The sequence below is a fragment of the Flavobacterium sp. genome (assembly GCF_044361015.1).
Classification (GTDB): Bacteria; Bacteroidota; Bacteroidia; order Flavobacteriales; family Flavobacteriaceae; genus Flavobacterium.
In genome coordinates, this window is the sequence record NZ_JBIKJL010000012.1 from 29,757 (window position 1) to 50,962 (window position 21,206).

23 protein-coding genes are annotated in these 21,206 nt (G+C 32.0%); 11 read left to right on the forward strand and 12 right to left on the reverse strand.

Annotation, left to right across the window (positions count from 1 at the left end; translation table 11 throughout):
• Window positions 1-21: 21 nt before the first annotated feature.
• Window positions 22-837 carry a 2,3,4,5-tetrahydropyridine-2,6-dicarboxylate N-succinyltransferase gene (locus ACIQ2Z_RS05075; RefSeq protein WP_396183070.1) on the forward strand — a complete coding sequence of 272 codons (816 nt, stop codon included), beginning with the start codon at window positions 22-24 and terminating at the stop codon, window positions 835-837.
• Window positions 838-858: 21 nt separating this feature from the next.
• Window positions 859-1,923, forward strand: a complete 1,065-nt coding sequence (locus ACIQ2Z_RS05080) for a glycosyltransferase family 9 protein (RefSeq protein ID WP_396183071.1) — start codon at window positions 859-861, stop codon at window positions 1,921-1,923.
• Here ACIQ2Z_RS05080 and ACIQ2Z_RS05085 read toward each other — a convergent pair.
• From ACIQ2Z_RS05085 to ACIQ2Z_RS05100, 4 genes are read right to left on the reverse strand one after another with little or no spacing between them, the layout of a single operon-like run.
• Window positions 1,907-2,722, reverse strand: coding sequence for a glycosyltransferase family 2 protein (locus tag ACIQ2Z_RS05085; RefSeq protein ID WP_396183072.1), 816 nt, complete (start codon window positions 2,720-2,722; stop codon window positions 1,907-1,909). The two genes, ACIQ2Z_RS05080 and ACIQ2Z_RS05085, sit on opposite strands and share 17 nt — an antisense overlap.
• Window positions 2,723-2,765: 43 nt before the next feature.
• The gene (locus ACIQ2Z_RS05090; RefSeq protein WP_396183073.1) at window positions 2,766-3,491 is read right to left on the reverse strand and encodes a lipopolysaccharide kinase InaA family protein; all 726 of its coding nucleotides are present in this window, start codon (window positions 3,489-3,491) and stop codon (window positions 2,766-2,768) included.
• Between the two features lie 8 nt (window positions 3,492-3,499).
• Window positions 3,500-4,396, reverse strand: a complete 897-nt coding sequence (locus ACIQ2Z_RS05095; protein WP_396183074.1) for a glycosyltransferase family 2 protein — start codon at window positions 4,394-4,396, stop codon at window positions 3,500-3,502.
• 7 nt (window positions 4,397-4,403) lie between these two features.
• Window positions 4,404-5,474 (reverse strand): glycosyltransferase family 4 protein, encoded by a 1,071-nt coding sequence (locus ACIQ2Z_RS05100; RefSeq protein ID WP_396183075.1) that lies wholly within the window; start codon window positions 5,472-5,474, stop codon window positions 4,404-4,406.
• Window positions 5,475-5,601: 127 nt separating this feature from the next.
• On the opposite strand from ACIQ2Z_RS05100, the gene ACIQ2Z_RS05105 reads away from it, so the two are divergent.
• The 6 genes from ACIQ2Z_RS05105 to ACIQ2Z_RS05130 all read left to right on the forward strand — a co-directional run bounded on the left by ACIQ2Z_RS05105 (window position 5,602) and on the right by ACIQ2Z_RS05130 (window position 10,751).
• The gene (locus ACIQ2Z_RS05105; RefSeq protein ID WP_396183076.1) at window positions 5,602-6,342 is read left to right on the forward strand and encodes a glycosyltransferase family 2 protein; all 741 of its coding nucleotides are present in this window, start codon (window positions 5,602-5,604) and stop codon (window positions 6,340-6,342) included.
• Between the two features lie 18 nt (window positions 6,343-6,360).
• Window positions 6,361-6,930 (forward strand): L-threonylcarbamoyladenylate synthase, encoded by a 570-nt coding sequence (locus ACIQ2Z_RS05110; RefSeq protein WP_396183077.1) that lies wholly within the window; start codon window positions 6,361-6,363, stop codon window positions 6,928-6,930.
• Window positions 6,931-7,013: 83 nt separating this feature from the next.
• Window positions 7,014-7,394, forward strand: a complete 381-nt coding sequence (locus ACIQ2Z_RS05115) for a GxxExxY protein (RefSeq protein WP_396183078.1) — start codon at window positions 7,014-7,016, stop codon at window positions 7,392-7,394.
• Window positions 7,395-7,420: 26 nt separating this feature from the next.
• Window positions 7,421-8,842 (forward strand): CCA tRNA nucleotidyltransferase, encoded by a 1,422-nt coding sequence (locus ACIQ2Z_RS05120; protein WP_396183079.1) that lies wholly within the window; start codon window positions 7,421-7,423, stop codon window positions 8,840-8,842.
• A 72-nt stretch (window positions 8,843-8,914) separates the two neighbouring features.
• Complete coding sequence (locus ACIQ2Z_RS05125; RefSeq protein ID WP_396183080.1) at window positions 8,915-9,934, forward strand: COX15/CtaA family protein; 1,020 nt, start codon at window positions 8,915-8,917, stop codon at window positions 9,932-9,934.
• Window positions 9,935-9,980: 46 nt separating this feature from the next.
• Window positions 9,981-10,751 carry a CDP-alcohol phosphatidyltransferase family protein gene (locus tag ACIQ2Z_RS05130; protein WP_396183081.1) on the forward strand — a complete coding sequence of 257 codons (771 nt, stop codon included), beginning with the start codon at window positions 9,981-9,983 and terminating at the stop codon, window positions 10,749-10,751.
• Between the two features lie 51 nt (window positions 10,752-10,802).
• On the opposite strand, the gene ACIQ2Z_RS05135 is transcribed toward ACIQ2Z_RS05130, so the two are convergent.
• Both ACIQ2Z_RS05135 and ACIQ2Z_RS05140 read right to left on the reverse strand, forming a co-directional pair.
• Window positions 10,803-12,509, reverse strand: a complete 1,707-nt coding sequence (locus ACIQ2Z_RS05135) for a DUF6029 family protein (RefSeq protein WP_396183082.1) — start codon at window positions 12,507-12,509, stop codon at window positions 10,803-10,805.
• Entirely contained in the window at window positions 12,509-12,994 is a 486-nt protein-coding gene (locus tag ACIQ2Z_RS05140; protein ID WP_396183083.1) for a TlpA family protein disulfide reductase, read from the reverse strand. The genes ACIQ2Z_RS05135 and ACIQ2Z_RS05140 overlap by 1 nt, the downstream gene beginning before the upstream one ends.
• A gap of 228 nt (window positions 12,995-13,222) precedes the next feature.
• Between ACIQ2Z_RS05140 and ACIQ2Z_RS05145 the strand changes: the two genes are divergently transcribed.
• The 3 genes from ACIQ2Z_RS05145 to ACIQ2Z_RS05155 all read left to right on the forward strand — a co-directional run bounded on the left by ACIQ2Z_RS05145 (window position 13,223) and on the right by ACIQ2Z_RS05155 (window position 16,778).
• Entirely contained in the window at window positions 13,223-14,932 is a 1,710-nt protein-coding gene (locus tag ACIQ2Z_RS05145) for an Omp28-related outer membrane protein (protein ID WP_396183084.1), read from the forward strand.
• A gap of 75 nt (window positions 14,933-15,007) precedes the next feature.
• A complete protein-coding gene (locus ACIQ2Z_RS05150) occupies window positions 15,008-15,721 on the forward strand; it encodes a T9SS type A sorting domain-containing protein (RefSeq protein ID WP_396183085.1) in 714 nt (237 codons plus the stop codon).
• 4 nt (window positions 15,722-15,725) lie between these two features.
• Window positions 15,726-16,778, forward strand: a complete 1,053-nt coding sequence (locus tag ACIQ2Z_RS05155) for an Omp28-related outer membrane protein (protein WP_396183086.1) — start codon at window positions 15,726-15,728, stop codon at window positions 16,776-16,778.
• Window positions 16,779-16,832: 54 nt separating this feature from the next.
• On the opposite strand, the gene ACIQ2Z_RS05160 is transcribed toward ACIQ2Z_RS05155, so the two are convergent.
• From ACIQ2Z_RS05160 to ACIQ2Z_RS05185, 6 genes are all read right to left on the reverse strand, one after another.
• Entirely contained in the window at window positions 16,833-17,588 is a 756-nt protein-coding gene (locus ACIQ2Z_RS05160; RefSeq protein WP_396183087.1) for a LytR/AlgR family response regulator transcription factor, read from the reverse strand.
• A 60-nt stretch (window positions 17,589-17,648) separates the two neighbouring features.
• The gene (locus ACIQ2Z_RS05165; RefSeq protein ID WP_396174894.1) at window positions 17,649-17,957 is read right to left on the reverse strand and encodes a 2TM domain-containing protein; all 309 of its coding nucleotides are present in this window, start codon (window positions 17,955-17,957) and stop codon (window positions 17,649-17,651) included.
• 19 nt (window positions 17,958-17,976) lie between these two features.
• A complete protein-coding gene (locus ACIQ2Z_RS05170) occupies window positions 17,977-18,291 on the reverse strand; it encodes a 2TM domain-containing protein (RefSeq protein WP_396174892.1) in 315 nt (104 codons plus the stop codon).
• Window positions 18,282-19,619, reverse strand: a complete 1,338-nt coding sequence (locus ACIQ2Z_RS05175; protein ID WP_396183088.1) for a 2TM domain-containing protein — start codon at window positions 19,617-19,619, stop codon at window positions 18,282-18,284. The genes ACIQ2Z_RS05170 and ACIQ2Z_RS05175 overlap by 10 nt, the downstream gene beginning before the upstream one ends.
• A 5-nt stretch (window positions 19,620-19,624) precedes the next feature.
• Window positions 19,625-20,248 (reverse strand): hypothetical protein, encoded by a 624-nt coding sequence (locus ACIQ2Z_RS05180; protein ID WP_396183089.1) that lies wholly within the window; start codon window positions 20,246-20,248, stop codon window positions 19,625-19,627.
• Between the two features lie 223 nt (window positions 20,249-20,471).
• The coding region (locus tag ACIQ2Z_RS05185; protein ID WP_396183090.1) for a TonB-dependent receptor domain-containing protein at window positions 20,472-21,206 on the reverse strand (735 nt) is incomplete at its 5' end.

The window sequence follows — 21,206 nt, forward strand, 5'->3', positions numbered from 1 at the left end:
CTTTGCCCAAAATAAAAAAACATGACCGAATTAAAAAACACTATAGAAAAAGCTTGGGAAAACAGAGCTTTATTGCAAGAAGAAACTACAACTGCTGCCATTAGAGAAGTCATTGAATTATTAGACAACGGAAAACTTCGCGTAGCAGAACCAACTACAAATGGTTGGCAAGTGAACGAATGGGTTAAAAAAGCGGTAGTAATGTATTTCCCAATACAGAAGATGGAAACGTGGGAAGCCGGCATTTTTGAATACCACGATAAAATGTTATTAAAAAGCAATTATGCTGAAAAGGGAATTCGAGTAGTACCACCGGCAGTTGCTCGTTATGGAGCTTACATATCTAAAGGTGTAATTTTAATGCCTAGTTATGTGAATATTGGAGCGTATGTAGACGAAGGAACGATGGTTGACACTTGGGCGACAGTTGGAAGCTGTGCCCAAATTGGAAAAGACGTTCATTTAAGTGGCGGTGTTGGTATTGGTGGTGTTTTAGAACCTTTACAAGCAGCACCCGTTATCATTGAAGACGGAGCTTTCATTGGTTCGCGATGTATCGTAGTAGAAGGCGTTCGCGTTGAAAAAGAAGCCGTTTTAGGTGCCAATGTGGTATTGACAGCCTCTACAAAAATTATTGATGTAACGGGAAATGAGCCAATAGAATACAAAGGAATTGTACCTGCCAGATCCGTGGTAATTCCCGGAAGTTATACCAAAAAATTTACAGCAGGAGATTATCAAGTGCCTTGTGCTTTGATTATTGGTCAGCGCAAACCATCAACTGATTTAAAAACTTCGCTTAACGATGCGTTGAGGGAATATAATGTGGCTGTTTAGTCATTAAAACTCCCGTAATCCATGAAAATTTTAGTAATTCAACAAAAAATGATTGGCGATGTTTTGCTAAGTTCTATCTTGTGTAACACATTGAGAGAAGCCTATCCGGATGCTCGAATTGATTATCTAGTTCACGAAAACACAATTCCTGTTTTAGACAATAACCCAAATATAGATCGAATAATTCGTTTTACGGAAGAACATAAAAACAGTAAAAAAGCTTTTTTGAAATTAGGAAAAAAAATTAGAGCCGAAAAATATGACCTCCTCATTGATGCCTATTCAAAACTAGAAAGTTGGTTGCTGTCATCGATGAGTGGAGCAAAAAAGAAAATATCGTATAAAAAAATAGGTCGTAATTTTATTTATGATGTTAATGTTCCTTATTCTGCTAATCCAAAAACCAATTTAGGCTTAGCCATCGAGAGACGATTATCGTTGTTAGAACCATTACGCATTGAGTCATTTTATCAACCTATACCGAAACTTTTTTTAACCGAAAAAGAAATTCAAACAGCTAAAAATCTCTTTTCCGATTTTGGTGTCGATTCTTCAAAAAAGACAGTAATGATAAGCATAATCGGTAGCGAAGAAAAGAAAACCTATCCCCTCGTATTCATGTCGGAATTAGTTGATTTTATTGGAGAAAATTATGACGTTAACATTCTTTTTAATTATTTTCCAAAACAAATTGAACAAGCCAAAAAAATATACAATTCATGTTCTGAAAAAACAAAGAGTAAAATTTATTTTGAATTATTAGGACAAGATTTACGCTCATTCATCGGCATTATGAATGAATGTGATGTAATTATTGGTAACGATGGTGGAGCTATAAACATGGCAAAAGCATTGAACAAGCCTTCTTTTATTATTTTTTCACCTTGGATTGAAAAGAAAATGTGGGCAACTTTTGAAGATGGTAAAAATCATTGTTCGGTTCATTTAAAAGATTTTGAACCAGCTCTTTTTGATAACAAAACTGAAAAAGAATTAAAAAAAGAAGCCGAAAATTTTTATCATAAGTTTACACCAAAATTAATTATTCCCAAATTAAAAGCGTTTTCAGCTACTCATTTTGGTTAATTCCATTTGGGGTTTCAATGATTTTATGCTTGCGATTAAAGGCACGAATGGCTAGATTTTTATTCCACTCTTCTTGACTGAAATAACCTCTCGCATGATCTAAATGCAAGCAAATAGCACTGTATCGAATTTGTTTGGAAAGCATACCGTTGTTAAACATTCGTTCACCCAATTCTCTATCTAAACCACCATATTTCATCACTTCATTAAATCCGTTTACGGCGAGAATATCTTTTTTAAATCCGGATGAATTGTGTCCGTTCCATGAACGTTTGGTTGGTGTGAGCCAATTCATGAAACTGGCCAATAATGGATTGTGCGTTAATTTAGTTAATTTAAAATTGAATTTCAAACCTTGTTCTCTTAACCAAGAAATCTCAAAACAATCTTGTGAAACAATATCATTTTCAGAAATTGTATTAGAAATTGACATTGGAAGTTTAAAATAACCACCTGATAAGAAAAAGCCTTCTTCCTTATATTTTAAATGAGTATAGACAAAATCCTTTCTGGGAATACAATCACCATCTGTAAAAAGCAAATAATCCGAATTAGAGGCTAAAATCGCTTTATTCAAAATTTTTGGCTTTTGAAATCCGTTATCTTCTTGCCAAACATGAACGATAGGATGGTTAAATTTTGAGGAAAAACAAGCGATTACATCTTTTGTTTTTGGCGTTGAACCATCATCAGCTATCACAATTTCAAAATCAGATTCGGTTTGAACGCTGTAGCCGATTAAGACTTTACGCAACCATTCCTCTGCATTGTATGTCGTTATGATGACCGATAATTTCATTAATTCCTTTAAGAATGGAAATTTAGTGGTTTTTTCAGAATATCTATTTCCAAAAAAGAAATTTCTTTTTTAATCTTTTTTTTCTAAAAAAACGGCATTGAAATTCCGATGTATATTTCCACAAAGTTTCAAATATTAATTTTTCAGACTCACCGGACACTTTTGCATATTCATTACTCATCACCGCAATCATTTCCTGCTTTGGAGTCAGCCTACATAAGTTTTTCATTCGAAGTTCAAAAGACATTTTTTCATGAAAATTCATCCGATTTAAATCAACTAGATAAAAATCATACAAGCCTTGCTCATTTTTTTTGATAAGTGTATTTCCGGGAGAGTGGTCTTTAAATTCGATTCCTTTTTGATGCAATTGGTAACAAAATTGTGTAAACTGTCGCAATATAATTTCATTTTCCGGAAATTCGGGAATTTGAACTAACTCACGGAAGGTCAAATCACAATCTAAATGCTCACTCACGTAATAACTGTCTTTTAAACCAATAAAATCAAAATTTTCAAAATAAGCTATGGGTTGCGGTGTGCCGATTCCGTTTTCCATTAAATAAGTCGCATACTCAAACGATCTTCTCGCTTTAGTTTTTCTAAAATAACGATAAACTATTTTGTTGATAAAGTTGGGGATTTTGAAGGATTTGATATTGATTGTTTCACCTGTTTCCACCTTATGTTTAATTATTAAATTTCTTCCTTTTTGAAGAATTTCAATAGAATTTGTGTTAAAAATATCCTTAATATCGTTTAAATCCATAAATCATATTATTTATTTCGTAGTGAGTACTTGAATTTATCTTTTGATACTATTATTTTTAAAAAGATTAAATTCTTAAAATTAAATAATGTTTTAAAAAAATACTTAATAAATAAAAAAACCGAAAGAAAATAAAACCTTGTCTTTCCAAAGTTCTTTTTTAAAACATAAAAAAAGGAAATTAAAATCTCACTCTTCTTAGAAATCGAATTTTTTGTGCTTGCTCCTTGAAAATGAATAAAATATGAATTTGGATTATAAACAACTTGATATCCTTTTTGCTTTACTCTTTTACAAATGTCAATTTCTTCATAAAATAAAAATAAATTAGTATCAAATCCTCCCACTTCATAAAACACTTTACTATCAAAAAACATCAAACAGCCTTGCACTGCATCTACTTCAATTGGAACAATATATAAAACATTTCGTTTTGGTCTATTAAAAATATTTTCTAAAACCCATCGTCCAAGAATCAATTTTCTAATACCAATAAAATGATCAAAGCAGGCAAAGTCCTTTCCTTCGATATTTTTTGATAAACAAGTAGAAACACCCACCGATTTATTGTGCTCCATATAACCATAAAGCATCATAAAGGAATCTTCATGAAAAATTGTATCGTTGTTAACAAATGCTAAGTAATCACCTTTGGCTTTTTTTGCACCTAGCATATTTCCCCCTGAGAACCCTAAGTTAACATAAGACTCGATAAGAAAAACGTTATTATACGATCTTTTGTATAAATACTCTTTTAACACAATAATTTCATCAGAATTTGACTTATTGTCTACTATAAAAATTTCAAATGATAGTTTGTTACCAATTACTTTAATTATCGAATCTACCGCATCAATGGTATAAGAAGTTGAATTATAATTTATAAGTATAATTGAGAGTTGCATGTTTTTTTTAAATAGAATAGTAAATTGACTTCAATTTTTGAATCATATTTACAGTTGAAAATTTTTCTTTTATTTTGATAAAAGCATTATCAGTTAATTGCTTAACTAACTCTTTTGAATTGTAAACTTTTTCTAAATTATTTACATAACAATTTATATCATCAAAATCGCACAATAAACCTTCTTTATTATTTACAATAACTTCGGGAATACCCCCAGCGTTAGATGAAATAATTGGCAATTTATACTGAATAGCTTCCAACAAAGATACGCCTAATCCTTCTCGTACCGAAGTAAACAAAAAAGCATCACTATTCTCATAAAACACATTTACGTTCTTACTAAATCCTTTAAATTCAAATTTTTCATCTAGCCCCAATTTATTATGTTTAACAATCAATTCATTCGTCAATTTTCCATGACCAATTTGTATAAACTTAAAAGGTAACTTTCTAACATTAATGCATTCGTTTGCAATATCTAAAAGTGTAAATAAATTTTTATGCCTAGTGTGATTAGCCACATTTAAAATAGTAAAATAAATAGAAGTGTTTATTTTTTCTTTACTATTTATGCTTTTAATAGCATCATAAACGACAGAAATTGGAATAGATATAATTTTTCTTTCAATACTTTTTTTACTTGCCTCAGAAACACAAATTATATGTTTTATATTTTTATGATTGTATTTATAAAGACTATATTTCTTATTTTTTATAGGAAATATAGTTTTTTTATGCAAAATAACTTTTGTTTTTAACCTAAAAATATCTATAGCCAAAATAACTAAACTATGTGCGTCAGGATCATGAACATGAATTAAAGTAATATTGTTCTTTCTAACTGTATCAAAAATTGAATAAATAAAACGAGGATCAAGATTAACTTGTTTTTTTGAAGTAAAAACTTTAATATCAATTTTATTTTCAATAATTTTTTTACTAATCTCACTGTTTGAGGGGCATAATAAAAATTGGTTTATTTTGTCAACATCTTTAGCAATCTCATCTATAATTAACAAAAGTTGATTTTCACCACCGCCCCAATCTTGCTTCCCACAAACATGTAATAATTTCATTTTTATATTTACATTAGTCTACAAATATATAATAAATAGCTAAATTTGTTTTTCAATAGAGTAATCTTAACTGTAGCAATAAAGTAAATATTCTCTATTTTGAAATTATAATTACATTTTACTCTTTATGGATATTAGATTCAGGCATCATTATTTTCAAAAAATATTCACTTTTCTATTTGAAAAAAAAATCAAAAATTTTTATGACATCCCTATTATAATTAACAATTATAATAGGCTTACAACTCTAAAAAATCTTGTAGAAGATTTAAGAAAAAGAGGATACAAAAAAATTATAATTCTTGATAATTATTCAACACATCCTGAACTACACAATTACTATAATCAATTAAAAAGTGAAAGAATAGTGAAATTATATCTTTTTAATAAAAATTATGGTTCCAAATCTTTATGGAAAAGCGGAATTTTTTATAAATACATGTTTAGTAATTTTTGTTATACAGATTCAGACTTATTTATTCATCAAGATTGTCCGGATGATTTCATGAAAAAATTCAAAGAAATATTAGAAGAATATAAAAAATGTTATAAAGTTGGTTTTTCGTTAGTAATTGATGATCTTCCAGATCATTACAATCAAAAAGTCAATGTAATTAAATGGGAGAGTCAATTTTATGAAAATGAAATTGAAAAAGGTCTTTACTTGGCACCTATTGATACAACCTTTGCACTCTACAGACCATTTTCCAGAAGAGGAAATAGAGATGGATCAGATTTTATGATTAGACTAGGAAAACCATATTCATGCTTTCACATGCCATGGTACGCGAACTCAAATAATCTTGATAAGGAAGAACTATTCTATAAAAATAGTTTAATTAAAAAAACACATTGGTCTTCTAAATAAAATAATTACACTCAGAAAATGAAAGACATCAATACCGAAATCCATAATGCCTTAGAAGTCATCCAAAACGGTGGCATCATCCTCTACCCGACCGATACTGTCTGGGGAATTGGTTGCGATGCCACGAATCCGGAAGCCGTTAAAAAAATATATGCTCTGAAAAAAAGAGAAGAATCCAAAAGTATGATTGTATTGATGAATGGCGAAAAAATGATTTACAATGTTTTTGCAGCCATTCCAGAAGTAGCTTGGCAAATTCTCGATTTATCGGAGAAACCCACCACATTAATTTTAGATAAACCACGAAATGTAGCCCCAAATATTATTGCTGAAGATGACACACTTGCCATTCGAATTGTAAAAGAACCCTTCTGTTATAAATTAATGGAGCGAATGAAAAGACCTTTGGTTTCTACTTCGGCAAATATCTCCGGACAACCGACTCCAAAATCATTTAAAGAAATTAGTCCCGAAATTATTAAAGGTGTAGACTATGTTGTAAATTTGCACCGCGAAAAAATTTGCGATAAACCATCTACTATTATTAAATTGACGTTGGATAGTAAGGTTCAGATTATTCGGAAGTAAAATTATAAGCCACAAATAATTATATTTTTTAGCCGCTGATTGGCTGATTTTTTTAATTTTTTATAAACCAAAATAATTAATATATGCCTGAATATCTGTACGAAAATGAAAGTTATAAAATTATTGGAATTTTATATGAAGTTCATAAAAATCTTGGGAAAGGTTTTTCAGAAATAGTCTATAAAGACGCTTTAGAGTATGAATTCAATAAAAATAATATTCCTTTTGAAAGAGAAAAAGAATATAAAGTGAATTATAAAGACACAGTCTTAAAACACAAATTTTATGCTGATTTTGTGGTGTTTGATAAAATAATTTTAGAAATTAAATCTACCGATTCGTTTGTTAACAATCACTATGCACAATGTCTAAACTATTTAAAAGTTTCTAACAATAAACTAGCCTTATTAGTAAACTTTAACCAATCATCTGTTGAATACAAAAGAATAATAATTTCAAAATAAAATCAGTGAATCAGCGGCTAAAAAAAATGAATTACACCAAAGCCCTACATAATCCCGTCTTCAAAATTATCTCCACAGCAGCTCAACAGCTTGGCGTAGAAACCTTTGTTATTGGTGGATTTGTTCGTGATTTTTTGTTAGAAAGAGCCTTCAAAAAAGACATTGATATAGTGGCTGTTGGTAGCGGAATCGAATTGGCTCTAAAAGTTTCAGAATTACTTCCTAACAATCCAAAAGTACAGGTTTTTAAAACCTATGGAACAGCCATGCTTCGCTTTCAGGAAATTGACATCGAATTTGTGGGTGCACGAAAAGAAAGTTATCAAACTGAAAGCAGAAATCCAATCGTTGAAAATGGCACGTTGAAAGATGACCAAGACCGACGTGATTTTACCATCAATGCCCTAGCTTTTTCTTTAAATCAGGAAAATTATGGTGAATTGGTTGACCCTTTTAATGGTATCGTAGATTTAGAAAATAAAATTATTCGAACTCCTTTAGATTCCGACATTACTTATTCGGATGATCCTCTGCGAATGATGCGAGCGATTCGTTTTGCCTCGCAATTGGATTTTACGATTGAGGAAAAATCATTTCAGGCAATTTCTCGAAATAAAAATAGGATATCAATTATTTCCGGTGAACGGATTGTGGATGAATTGAATAAAATATTATTAACTGAAAAACCTTCGGTGGGATTTATTTTGTTATATCAAAGCGGTTTACTCGATTTGATCTTGCCGGAATTGACCGCATTAAATCAAGTAGAAGAAATGGAAGGTCATACCCATAAAAACAACTTTTATCACACCTTGGAAGTAGTAGATAATATTTGTCCTAATACCCAAGATGTCTGGCTGCGTTGGTCGGCTTTGCTACACGATATTGGAAAAGCACCTACCAAAAAATTCAACAAAAAACAAGGTTGGACGTTTCACGGACATGAATTTTTAGGAGGAAAAATGGTCAAACAACTATTTGAACGCTTGCATATGCCTTTAAATCACAAACTGAAATATGTTTCCAAATTGGTGATGATGAGTTCAAGACCGATTGTATTATCACAAGAAATTGTGACCGATTCTGCCGTTAGACGTTTGCTAATTGATGCCGGTAAGGACATTGAAGATTTAATGACCTTGTGTGAAGCTGATATTACAACTAAAAACCCCACTAAATTTAAAAAATACCATAACAATTTTAAAATCGTTCGGCAAAAAATTGTGGAAGTGGAAGAACGCGATCATGTGCGAAACTTTCAACCTCCCATTTCAGGAGAAGAAATTATGTCTATTTTCAATTTAAAACCGTCCAGAGAAATTGGTGTTTTAAAAGAAGCTATTAAAGAAGCTATTTTGGAAGGCGAAATTTCGAATGATTATGAAGCTGCCTTTAATTTTATGATTAAAAGAGCAGTGAAATTAGGCTTACAACCTATCGAAAAATAAGCATAAGATTAACTTTTGTTTATTCATGTGATTTTTTAAAAGCAACGTATTTTTGCACTAATTATAAATGCAATGAAAACTAACAAACCTGTTATTATTTGGTTACTTTCCGGATGTGCTTTATTATTTATAATGGTAGTCGTTGGAGGAATTACCCGATTAACAAACTCAGGATTATCAATGACTGATTGGCATTTGGTAACCGATACCTTCCCTCCTTTATCGGAAGAAAAATGGGTCGATGCTTTTGAAGAATACAAAAAATTTCCTGAATACCAAAAAATCAACATACACAATGATTTTACACTTGACGATTATAAGTTCATTTATTTTTGGGAATGGTTTCACCGCTTTATTGGTCGAATAATTGGTTTAGTTTTTATCATTCCATTTGGGTATTTTTTGATTAAGAAAAAGTTAGACACTTCAACCATTAAAAAATGCATCATTCTACTTTTCATGGGTGGATTTCAAGGATTTTTGGGTTGGTTTATGGTTAAAAGTGGCTTGATTGACAACCCGGATGTAAGTCATTTTCGATTGGCTTTGCACTTAACTTTTGCATTCATCACATTTGCCTATACGCTATGGGTTGCCTTAGATTTAATTTATCCTGCCAAAAACAACGTAATTCTACCACTGAGAAAATTAGCCCGAATTGCGATGGTTGTTTTAATTATCCAAATCATTTATGGTGGATTTGTGGCCGGATTAAATGCAGGATTAATTCACAACCATTGGCCACTAATGAGTGAAGGAAAATTAATTCACGAAACCGTATGGATGGAACAACCCACACTTTTTAAGAACTTAACTGAAGGTAAAAGTGGTGTTCAATTTATTCACAGAACATTAGCTTATGTTGTTGTTGGATTAATGATTTTATTGTATTTCAGAAGTAAAAAATATTCACTTTCTACCAATCAAATCAAAGGATTAAATACGTTAGTAATATTTGTTTTTATCCAATTTCTATTGGGTATTTTTACCTTGTTGCTTCATGTTCCTTTATGGTTAGGATTGGTGCATCAAGTAATGGCATTCTTTTTATTGAGTGCGATGACATTTACATTGCATCGTTTCAGTAAATAAAATTTATAATTGACTATATTGTCGCAGTTTCGTTAGAATTATTTAAATGTCTAAACTTGCCGTTCAGGATAAATTTTTAGATTTATCAGATTATGGAAGATCTTTTGGAAAATTTTTTGCTTTACAATTAAAAAATACCTCCTTCACGCCTATTCATGTAACACTCCTATTCGGATTCACCGGAATAGTAGCTATTTATAGTATTTTGGAAGGTTATTATTATTGGTCCGCATTTTTTATCCTTCTTAAATCAGGAATTGATGCTGCCGATGGAGAGTTAGCCCGATTAAAAAAAACACCTTCCTATTCAGGTAGATATTTAGACAGTATTTTTGATATTTTCTTAAATTTTGGTTTTTTGACTGCCATTTGTTATGTTTCAAATACGACCGTTTGGTTATCCTTTTTAGCTTTTTTGTCTATTCAATTACAAGGTACATTATACAATTATTACTATGTGATTTTAAGAACAAAATCAGTTGGAGGTGATGCAACGAGTAAAATTTTTGAATACAAATCACCCAAAGCATTGCCTGGTGAAAAGCAAGAAGTAGTCAACTTTTTATTTAAAATTTATAGCATTGTATATGGCGGATTTGATAAAATCATTCATTTTTTAGACAAAGAAGCCTACAAAGTAAAAACCTTTCCAAACTGGTTTATGACTCTTCTTTCTGCTTATGGATTAGGTTTTCAATTATTAATCATTGCTATAATGTTACCCATAGGATGGATAGAATACATTGTACCTTTTTTTGTTATTTACACTGTTTTTACTTTTGTATTAATTGGTATTCGTAAAAAATATATTGCATAAAAAATCCCTAAACTCTCACAATTTAGGGATAATTTTCTAAAGTTTAAAAATTTAAAAAGCGGTACTCAAAGTAAGTGTTAAACCGGTACTTTCAGGAACAAAACGACAAACACCGCCTACACAAACTAATCCGCCACGTTGTCTTCCATAATTCACACCTATTCGGGTTGAATTAATTCGATAAGCACCTCCCACATTAAAATAATGGTTTCGTTTATCCGGATTATCGTTACCATAATTAATAATATCCCAAATATAGAAGGAATATGTATCATTGATGTCTAACTCTAATGTACCTCCAGCCCAATTTTTAAAATCAGCATCAGCCCACATATGTTCTGCCTCAAAACGAATCGATTTAGTTTCGGCAAAATTATAAATGGCTTCTCCGGTAATAATATTTGTGTTTACGTCCGAACTGGCATCTTCAATCCAAGGTTTGTTATAATATTGGTTTACATAATTAAATCCTGTGTGCCATTTTTCGGAAAGCTTCTTTTTAACTTCTAAATTATAATCAGAAAAATACTTAGTTCCTACGCCAAAAAAATTAGTTTCATAATTGCTTGGCGTTAATTGATATTCTCCGGGTAAATTATACCATTGCGACATGTTGAAAGCAATCTTAGTTCCATATTTTCCGCCTAATTTAGTGTCTTTTGCAAACACATAAAAAACATCAATTTGTCCACCAGTTTCACCCGCTTTTAAAATGGTTGGCGACTTGAAATCAACACCAACTTGAGCTTGGTAAACATAAATATTGGCCAAATTTGAATGTTGTTGTTTGGTTAAAGCCGGTGTAAAATTTAAAACTTTATCGTTAAAATTTAAACTTGTATTTTCACCGGAAACGGTTGGAACCCTTTCAGATAAAAACAACATATTTTCAGATCTTCTCAAAGTTGCATCTATACCTAAGCCCTGCTTCGAATAGCCTAAATTAAGAAGAATTGCATTACCGGGTTTGATAAAATCGTTATCTATTATATTACTAACGCGATTCAAAACGGCATCTTCCGATTTGTAGTTGTATTCAACTGACGAGTAAAATGAATTGATTGAATAATTTACTCTACCCGAAAAAGCATTAGTTAAAGCTTCAAAATTTGGTTCAGGTATATCTTCTATTGATTCATATCGACCCACGTAACTTAAACCAAATGAAAGATCAGATTTTTCTAATTTTAAGGCTTCACTCAACTGAAAATCGGAATCAAAACCATAAATTTTACCATCTGAAACATCAAACCCTGAACGTTGCTGACCAAACAAAGCGGTTAATTTTACATTAGAAGAAGGTCTGAAAATAAATCTTCCGCCACGCAAGGCAGTATTGATACCTAATGCTCTGTCTTCCCAGGCACGAAGTAACATTCCACTTCCAAACTGCTCATAGAAATAACCTGCGGTGACATCTACTTTTTCAGTTTTGTAATTTAAAAAATAAGTTCCTAATCCTATTCCGCTGAATTCCGGATTATAATTAAGAAGAGCTTCCTTTAAATAACCTTCTACTTGAACACCGGCAGTCCAATTATTATATTGATAATTGGCAAAAAGATAACTATTGGATCGAACAGGGTCTTCCGGTTGAATGGTTCCAATTTCTTTATCATTCATATACCATTGGGCATTCGATTCAAATCCGCCGTAAACCCTACCGTAATCTTTCTTAGTAATACTATCTTTTTCTTGAGAAAACAAAATTGAAAAACTCAACAAAAAACTTGTTACAATAATCTTTTTAAACTGCATTATTTAAGTTCCTTAAGTTTATTATACAATTCCATTTCTGCGCCTTGACTGTAACCATTATGTACATAAACAATTTTTTGGTTTTTTACCACAATTGTATAAGGAACATTGGCTATACCTAAAGCCCTTTTTAAATCCTGATTGGTATCTAAAAGAATAGTATAGGTCCAATTCTTGCCATTTAGTAATGGCTTTACCCTTTTTTGTGTTCGCGTGTCATCAATGGAAACAGCAATTAATTCCATGTTTAATTCTGCTGACCATGTTGCATAATATTCATTGATTGCGTCTAATTCATTCAAACATGGTGCACACCATGTGGCCCAAAATGCAAATACGTATAATTTATCTTTTTCATTAAAATCATTTTTAACATTAAATGATTTATTGGAGTCAGATGTTAAAGTAACGTTAGGCATTTGTTTTTGAGAAAATGCATTAATAACATTAAAAAATAAAAACGTAAACAAGATAATTTTTTTCATGAAGAAATTAAATTTAAATTTTAGTCTTTTATACAATTTCAGCTATTCTTATTTTGAATACTGATTTTTAATAATTAGGCAATAATAAAAAAAAATACCCTCCAAATAAGCAATACTGAAAATTATTTTAAAAAAAAGTTACTAAGAAGTTATTTTTATTTTAAAAAAAGTATATTTTTGGCAAAACTATAATTTCAGCTAAACAATTAATTAACAAACCACTAAAGAATGAAAAAAACATTACTTACCGCTATTTTGCTGACCTTTGGTTTTGCAAATGCTCAAACTTTTGTAAACACCAACCCTGAAAACAAAAAAGTTATTTTAGAAGAATTCACTGGTGTGAATTGTGTTTATTGCCCGCAAGGACATACAATTGCTAACAATATTAAAAATGCCAACCCAAATAATGTATTTTTGATAAATATCCATCAAGGGAGTTTTTCAACACCCGGAGCTGGCCAACCAGACTTTAGAACAACTTTTGGAAATGGAATTGCAGGTCAAACCGGATTAACTGGTTATCCAGCCGGAACAGTTAATAGAAGTGTATTTGCAGGACTAGGAATGGCTACCGGAGCTACAGCAATGGGTAGAGGAAATTGGACAAATGCTTCTAACCAAACTCTAAATCAAAGTTCTTATGTGAATGTTGGTGTTCAGGGTGTTATTGATGCACAATCAAGACAATTAACTGTAACTGTTGAAGTTTACTATACAGGCAACAGCCCTGTAAGCACTAACAAACTAAATATTGCACTTTTACAAAATAATACATTAGGACCACAAACAGGTGGTAACATGGGGAATAATTATAACCACATGCATCGCTTGGTACATATGATAACAGGACAATGGGGAACTGATATCACTACAACAACAAACGGATCATTCTACACACAAACATTCAATTACACTATTCCGGCAGCATACAACAACATTCCAGCAGAAATTGGTGAAATGGAATTAGTAGCTTTCGTAACAGAGACACAACAAAAAATTATCAGCGGTAATGGTGGAAAACCAACCTTTACCGGATTAGCTAATAATGACGCAAAAGTAAAAAGTATTGAAACTATTGGGACACAATGTACAAATTCAATTGGTCCAAAAGTGACTATTCAAAATAATGGACAAACACCTTTAACCAGTTTATCTATTGATTATGCAATTAATTCAGGGGCTCCTCAAAACTATGTTTGGACTGGAAACCTTGCTTCATTGACTAGTGCAATAGTTCAATTACCTGCCGTTAGCTATACTCTTTTGCCAACTAACACAGTAAATGTAACAATTCCAAATGATGACGATGTTTCAAATAATAATGGTTCAATTAATTTCAACAAAGCAGTTGAAACACAATTTACAAATATCACTGTAAAAATTTCAACAGATCAATACGGTAGCGAAACAACATGGAATATAAAAAATTCTGCCGGAACAACTGTAGCTCAAGGTGGTCCTTATACTGATGCAGGAGGTGCTGGAGTTTTTCCAAAACCGGATGTAAATTTAACTTTAGCAAATGACTGTTATACTTTTTCAATTATTGATTCTTATGGAGATGGAATGTGTTGTGCATATGGAAATGGAAGTTACCAAGTTTTAGCAAATGGTGTATTAATCCCGGGTATGAACGGAGGTAATTTTGGAAGCGGTGAAAGCAAAAAATATGGTGTTAATACCAATTTGAGTGTTTCTGCTTTCGATGCAAATGCAATTAAATTTTACCCAAATCCAACCAATGGAATGATAACTATTTCTCTACCTGAAATGGCAAAAGTTTCAATCACCGATTTAAGTGGTAAATTAATTTCGACTTCAATGCTTGAAGCTGGTGATTCTACTTTAAATCTAAGCGATTTATCATCAGGAATATACCTTATCAATTTTATAGGTGACAATTTTGTTAAAACTGACAAAATCATTTTAAAATAATTTAATTGGGTGTTTAATCGAGATTCTTTTAAACACCCTTTTAAAAATTTTTAAATAAACAATAATAAATACGTTATGAAAAAAATTACCTACTCAATATTCTTTAGTTTTCTTTTCTTGACTTCATTTGCCCAAGTTGAGTTTAAAAAATCTGATGGAACCATTATCACTGATGGAATGGTTATTCCTTTTGGAACCACCGGGTCTTCCGCTTACCTTAACTTTAGAGTTAAAAACGTTTCATCTACTCCACTAGACATAAAAATTAAATGTATTGGTTTGGTTAATACAACCGGGGCTAATTTTGAATTATGCTATGGTGGATCTTGCTTTGACAGTGTTACTTTAAACGGTATTTATCCTGATTACGAAAATATCTTGGCTCCTGGTCAAAGTAATCCTTCGCAAGGAGATCATTTTGTGAATTTTAATCCAGGTTCAGGTGGTATAATGGACTTAGTGTTTTCAGTATATGCCTTAGGTTTTGAATCAAGTGCAATTACTTTTACTTACCGATATGATCCAGCCTTAAGTTTAATAAATCTTGAAGACTTATCAAGTTTAGGTATTGATGTTAAAAACACGGTTGTTTCTGACGAATTTTCGTTTACAGCAGCTAATAAAGGAAACGTAACATTATTCAATTTAAACGGTCAATTAATTAAAGATTTAAATTTTTCTGAAGGATCTCAAAATATCAATCTAAGCAATTTAAATACTTCTATTTACATTGCACGTTTTACAAACTCTGAAGGAGTTTCTTCAAATGTAAAAATATTCAAACAATAATAGCATGAATAAATTTGGTGTCTTAGGGATATTACTTATAATTTTCAGTTTTTTTTCTTGTAGTACCGATTACAAAATTTTGGAATCGGTTGAATCTATTGGTTTAACTACTGATAATTCAATTAAGGTAATTGGAGAGACTATTACATTTACTGTTACAACCAATTCAGGGGAAATTATAACTGAAGATGCTACTATTCTTGTGAATAATACTCCGATTGATGGAAATACTTTTACCACTACGGAAATTGGCACCTATACTGTTCAAGCTAAATATTACGGTGTACTTTCTGAGCCAATTTCAGTAAGATTTCATGATGGTTCTGAAATTAATTTTGTGAAAAGAGTTTTAATAGAAGATTATACCGGAACATGGTGTGGCAATTGCCCAAGAGTATCACATGCAATTGAACTAGCTCGTGCTCAATCAGAATTTATTGTACCCGTTGGTATTCATCGTTCCAGTTCAAATCCTGCTGATGCGGCTTATGATCCTTATAATTATGATACAAGTTCTTTAGAGTCAGTTTTAAACATGGCGGGTTACCCAAAAGCTCTTTTAAACAGAATGACACGCTGGCAGCCACTTGAACAAAACAACATTACTCAAGTAATTAATTTAACACAAGGTGATAATCCAAAATTAGGTTTATCAATGTCAAACCAAGTTAGTTCAACAAATATTACCCTTGACGTAAATATAAAATTTAGCAAAGATTTTGAAAATCTGAAATTAGTGGTGTATGTCTTAGAAAATGATTTAATTTACGACCAAGTAAACTATACCGCTTTTTACGGTGGGTTGCCTTATATAAATGATTTTGAGCACGAACACGTTTTAAAATCATGTTTGACTCCTCTTTTTGGTGAGCCAATTGCTTCAGAAGAAACTAAAGTAGGAAAAACATACAAAAAATCGTTTTCTGTCCCAATTCCTGCAAATATTGCTAATAGTAATAACATTGAATTTGTTGCTTTTGTAACTGGTGCCGATAACAAAGCTATTAATGTGCGAAAAGCAAACAGAAATGAAACTCAGGAATTTGAAGAATTCTAAATTATAAGTACCAAATGTTTACAAAAAAGACTGTCAAAATTGACAGTCTTTTTTTTACCCCAACCATTCCTTAAAATCGTTTACGCGTTCGCGACTGACAATTACCTCGTCCTCTTTATAAGATGGTAAAATTACTTTTAATCTTGAGTTACTGTAAACCAGAATATCTTTAATTGATTTTAATGGAATGATGAACTTTCGGCTTACCCTGAAAAAATGTTCTGGATTCAATTCCGTTTCTACATGATCTAACGTACCATCGATTAAATAGTCGCGATTATCGAGGGTGTGTAAATAAGTCCCTTTATTTTCGCTATAAATACACTCCACCTCGTCTAACGGAATCATTTTAAGGCGTTCCCCAATTTTGATGGTAAATCGCTGTTTAAATGTTCTTTCAATCGGATTCACTAACATTCGCTTAATGGCTTCAAAATCTAAGGAAGAAATAATGCTTTTTTGAAATCGATTTTTGAATTTTGTAATTGCAATTGATAAATCGTCTTCATCAATCGGTTTTAGCAAATAATCAATACTGTTTAATTTGAAGGCTCGCAACGCATATTCATCAAAAGCAGTCGTGAAAATAACTGCACTTTTGATTTCGATTTGTTCAAAAATTTCAAAAGACAACCCATCAGATAATTGAATATCTAAAAAAATCAAATCCGGATGAGCATTGTTCTGAAACCACTCCAACGATTCTTCCACAGAATGTAAAAGTGTATCCACCTGTAAACCTACTTTTTCTAATTTACGTTGCAACAAACGTGCGGCCGGTTTTTCGTCTTCGATAATGATGATTTTCATGCTAGTATGTGGTTATGAATTATGGGTAAAAGCTGAACACTTAAAACTGATTACTGACAACTATTCCCACTTACTATTCTTCTCTTTATCCATTAGTTCCTTAATTTTTCGTTCTTCCCAATTATTACCTAAAAACCATTGTGGAACAAAAACTGAGAATCCGTGGGCCACTAAGCCAATTCCCCAGAACAAGAGTGTCGTAAAATTTTTGTACTGAAAATACGATTCTCCCGGATCTAAATTTTGATAATTCACAATTATAATCATTAAATTGATGATTACATACACAATAGCATGTGTGTAAAATCCTTTAATTTTTTTTACTCGTTTAAGAGCCTCTTGGTATTTTATTTCGTCTTGAGAATTCATAATTGATACTTTTTAATTACTATTTATTCTTGTTTTTTTCCTCTTCCATAAATTGTTTGATCTTTCGATGTTCCCAATCACTACTAAACATAGTATCGGTGCCAAAAACACCTATTCCGTGAAACAGTACTCCTATTCCCCACCCTATCATCGGATAAAAAAACCAATAATGTTCGGGTGTATACTTTATGTTTATAAATGCAGTAACCGGAATCACAAATACGTAGGCAATTAAGTGACTATAAAAGCCTTTTATTTCCTGAACTTTTTTACTTGCTTTTTGATATCTTTCGTATTCTTCGTTAGTTTCCATAAATGATACTTTTAATTCCATGTGTTTTTCTGTTTGTCCTCTTTCTCTAAAATTTCCTGAATTTTACGTTCTTCCCAGGATTTTCCGTAACCAAAAGTTTCTAATGCATGGAAAGTCAAGCCCATTCCCCAACCTAACATTGGGAACCAAAACCACTGAAATTTAGATGTATTCAAATTCACGATAATTAAAACTGGAATTACCACGCAGTAGGAAATTAAATTCCCGTAAAAACCTTTGAGTTTTTCTACTCGATCTTTGGCTCTTAAGTAAGCCGTGTTCTCGTTGTATTTCATTTGTGTTTCCATAATTGAAATTTGTTTTGTTAATATAGGTAGTACTATTTTAAATGATTTTTCTGATTCTTCTACCAACACTTTTCGCTGAGTAATGATGGCATATCGATTGACAATATTCTGCAACCCAACTCCTTTTCTGTCTGAGAGAATTTCCTTCTTTTGCAAATTATTTTCAACAACCAATTGGTTATTCTCTGTATAAATTTTTATATGCAACGGTTTACTCTCGCTTACCACGTTGTGTTTGATGCAGTTTTCTAATAATAATTGTAACGAGAGCGGAACCACTTTTGCTTCATCATTAGCAAATCCTTCAGGCAATTCGTAAGTGATACTATTTTCAAAACGCATTTTCAATAAGTTCATATACGTTTTGGCAAAAGCCAATTCTTCTGCAACCGGAACCAACTCCTTATCCTTTTGCTCCAAAACATAGCGGTATATTTTAGATAAGGAAGTGGTAAACTTTTGAGCATTTTCCGGATTTTCTTCAATTAACGAACTCAAAACATTCAAACTATTGAACAAAAAATGCGGATCGATTTGATTTTTTAAACTTTCAAATTGTGCCGATGCTGTTCCGGCAATTACTTTTTGTTCTTTTACTTTATGCTCCTGATAGGCTTTGTAAAAATAAAAAGCATGTATCCCTAAAGTAACAATAAAAGTAAGCACGATGGAAATTAAGTAATTTGCAGGTCGTTCCGCTACCAAAAATGCCTCCCATGATTTGCCTTCAATTATAACATCTTCAAAGATTCGCAATAAAAAAATCACCAAAATTGAAAATATAAATGATGCAAAAGCTCCAATAAAAAGACGTTTGCGAGAAAAACGTTCCTCTTTAAAATAATGGTCCAACTGCATGAAAAGAAAAGCATTGGCATAATATAAAGAATATCCATAAAGAATGGTAAAACCAAAACTTATTGCTAATTCACTATTCCAAGCTACTTGTCCGCCTGTAACTAATTTTAAAAGTATCAGCACAACAAATATGCCTACTACAATTGCGGTTGCTCGTGGAAATTCTTTAATTAATTTGTTCATGTTCGTTAATATTTACAAGCGTCTCGTGCTTCCTTTGCTCGCTCTAATCCCCAATTTGGGTGAAAAGCAGTCTCAGGTTTAAAAGTAGCAAAAAGTTCGATTGATTTCGCAATTTGTGCACAGATTGGTTGAGTATCTGTTCCGAAAAATTGAGCAGAACCCATTTCAAATTCAGCTTTTCCAAAAACCACGCGTGGATTGGTTGGGGCAATCACCTCTGCCTTTCCATATAGTTCCATTACTTTTCCGGACAATTTCATGCCGTTGGTCATTGGGTCATATGCAATCCAAGCGGTGTGAATCATGGCTTGCATAACTAATAACTCGGCGTTGTTCGGTTGCTGTGCTATTTCTACATCCAAAGCTGTTTGTGCTTTTGTCAATAAAGTATTCATTTGATCTTTGTCTTTGGTTTCAAAAGCTGCAGAAGTATTTACAAATGCTACATAGTAATTGGGCAACCAATTGTTTTTTTCTGCAGAAGCGATGCGTGCAAACAGGTCAGATGCTTCGGTGTTTTTTCCTTCTCCCCACAGAGCGAAGGCTTTACTCATTCCTTGTTCGTACTGACTTTGGGAAAATAATTGTGTGGTAACTAATAAAACGATGGTAACGATAATTTTTGTCATGATGTAAATGTTTAAAAGTTTACTATTGTTTAACTCTTTTGATGAAACAAATTTCAGTTGAAAAAAGTGGTTTTGAAAAGGAGTTTGACTGAGTTGTTGATTTTTGGTGATGAATTGTTATTTCTGAGGCCCTGAGGTTCTGAGGTACTTAGTTGCTAAGGCATCTGATAATAATGAGTGACCTTTTCAACCTTAGAGCCTTAGTAACTTAGAACCTTAGCACCTATAGATTATCCAACTGATTCGATTTCTTATCATCACTAATGGTCCAAAAGAACCCGATAAAGAAAAATCTATCAGCGGGCTGACCAATGGCTCTTCGTTGAAAATCGCCATTCATATCAGGGGTGTTTGCATATTGATATCCAAATTCGTTTTCAGTTCCTAAGATATTCGAAACAGAGAAATACAGTATCTTTTGTTGCGAAATCAAATAAGCCCAATTGAAACTTAGATTTTGAAACGGTTTGGTCATCCCATTCATAAATTCTGCCTCATTTGGATTATTGTAAGGACGACCTGAATTTACAGTATATGAAAATCCGATTTGCGATTTCCAATCTTCAATCCAATGTTTTGTAACAATAGAAAGCGTATGGTCTGCAATAAAACTGGGTTGTGCCGCTGTCTGAAAATTGCGGTACAATCGTTCTGAATCAATGAACGAATAGGAAACCCAATATTCGGTATTTTTAAATGTTTTATTATCTCTCCAGAAAATGTCAAGTCCTTGAGCAAAACCGGTTCCGTTTGAATTGTAATCCGAATCAAACTGCGGTTGTTGGGAATCAAACGTTACCAAATCATCATACGATTTATAATAAGCCTCGGCACGAAACGTACGCCCTTCTTTATTGTATTGATAATTCAAAATGAAGTGGGATGCTTTTTCCGATTTAAAATTGGCTTCGTATTTAATATATTCCTGTCTTGGTGTTTGCACAAAATCGCCATAGGC

What these genes read in the sequence shown, in the direction of transcription:
- ACIQ2Z_RS05075 (WP_396183070.1), top strand. Translation starts at nt 22, where the DNA reads ATGACCGAATTAAAAAACACTATAGAAAAAGCTTGGGAAAACAGAGCT.
- ACIQ2Z_RS05080 (WP_396183071.1), top strand. Translation starts at nt 859, where the DNA reads ATGAAAATTTTAGTAATTCAACAAAAAATGATTGGCGATGTTTTGCTA.
- ACIQ2Z_RS05085 (WP_396183072.1), bottom strand. Translation starts at nt 2,722, where the DNA reads ATGAAATTATCGGTCATCATAACGACATACAATGCAGAGGAATGGTTG.
- ACIQ2Z_RS05090 (WP_396183073.1), bottom strand. Translation starts at nt 3,491, where the DNA reads ATGGATTTAAACGATATTAAGGATATTTTTAACACAAATTCTATTGAA.
- ACIQ2Z_RS05095 (WP_396183074.1), bottom strand. Translation starts at nt 4,396, where the DNA reads ATGCAACTCTCAATTATACTTATAAATTATAATTCAACTTCTTATACC.
- ACIQ2Z_RS05100 (WP_396183075.1), bottom strand. Translation starts at nt 5,474, where the DNA reads ATGAAATTATTACATGTTTGTGGGAAGCAAGATTGGGGCGGTGGTGAA.
- ACIQ2Z_RS05105 (WP_396183076.1), top strand. Translation starts at nt 5,602, where the DNA reads ATGGATATTAGATTCAGGCATCATTATTTTCAAAAAATATTCACTTTT.
- ACIQ2Z_RS05110 (WP_396183077.1), top strand. Translation starts at nt 6,361, where the DNA reads ATGAAAGACATCAATACCGAAATCCATAATGCCTTAGAAGTCATCCAA.
- ACIQ2Z_RS05115 (WP_396183078.1), top strand. Translation starts at nt 7,014, where the DNA reads ATGCCTGAATATCTGTACGAAAATGAAAGTTATAAAATTATTGGAATT.
- ACIQ2Z_RS05120 (WP_396183079.1), top strand. Translation starts at nt 7,421, where the DNA reads ATGAATTACACCAAAGCCCTACATAATCCCGTCTTCAAAATTATCTCC.
- ACIQ2Z_RS05125 (WP_396183080.1), top strand. Translation starts at nt 8,915, where the DNA reads ATGAAAACTAACAAACCTGTTATTATTTGGTTACTTTCCGGATGTGCT.
- ACIQ2Z_RS05130 (WP_396183081.1), top strand. Translation starts at nt 9,981, where the DNA reads ATGTCTAAACTTGCCGTTCAGGATAAATTTTTAGATTTATCAGATTAT.
- ACIQ2Z_RS05135 (WP_396183082.1), bottom strand. Translation starts at nt 12,509, where the DNA reads ATGCAGTTTAAAAAGATTATTGTAACAAGTTTTTTGTTGAGTTTTTCA.
- ACIQ2Z_RS05140 (WP_396183083.1), bottom strand. Translation starts at nt 12,994, where the DNA reads ATGAAAAAAATTATCTTGTTTACGTTTTTATTTTTTAATGTTATTAAT.
- ACIQ2Z_RS05145 (WP_396183084.1), top strand. Translation starts at nt 13,223, where the DNA reads ATGAAAAAAACATTACTTACCGCTATTTTGCTGACCTTTGGTTTTGCA.
- ACIQ2Z_RS05150 (WP_396183085.1), top strand. Translation starts at nt 15,008, where the DNA reads ATGAAAAAAATTACCTACTCAATATTCTTTAGTTTTCTTTTCTTGACT.
- ACIQ2Z_RS05155 (WP_396183086.1), top strand. Translation starts at nt 15,726, where the DNA reads ATGAATAAATTTGGTGTCTTAGGGATATTACTTATAATTTTCAGTTTT.
- ACIQ2Z_RS05160 (WP_396183087.1), bottom strand. Translation starts at nt 17,588, where the DNA reads ATGAAAATCATCATTATCGAAGACGAAAAACCGGCCGCACGTTTGTTG.
- ACIQ2Z_RS05165 (WP_396174894.1), bottom strand. Translation starts at nt 17,957, where the DNA reads ATGAATTCTCAAGACGAAATAAAATACCAAGAGGCTCTTAAACGAGTA.
- ACIQ2Z_RS05170 (WP_396174892.1), bottom strand. Translation starts at nt 18,291, where the DNA reads ATGGAATTAAAAGTATCATTTATGGAAACTAACGAAGAATACGAAAGA.
- ACIQ2Z_RS05175 (WP_396183088.1), bottom strand. Translation starts at nt 19,619, where the DNA reads ATGAACAAATTAATTAAAGAATTTCCACGAGCAACCGCAATTGTAGTA.
- ACIQ2Z_RS05180 (WP_396183089.1), bottom strand. Translation starts at nt 20,248, where the DNA reads ATGACAAAAATTATCGTTACCATCGTTTTATTAGTTACCACACAATTA.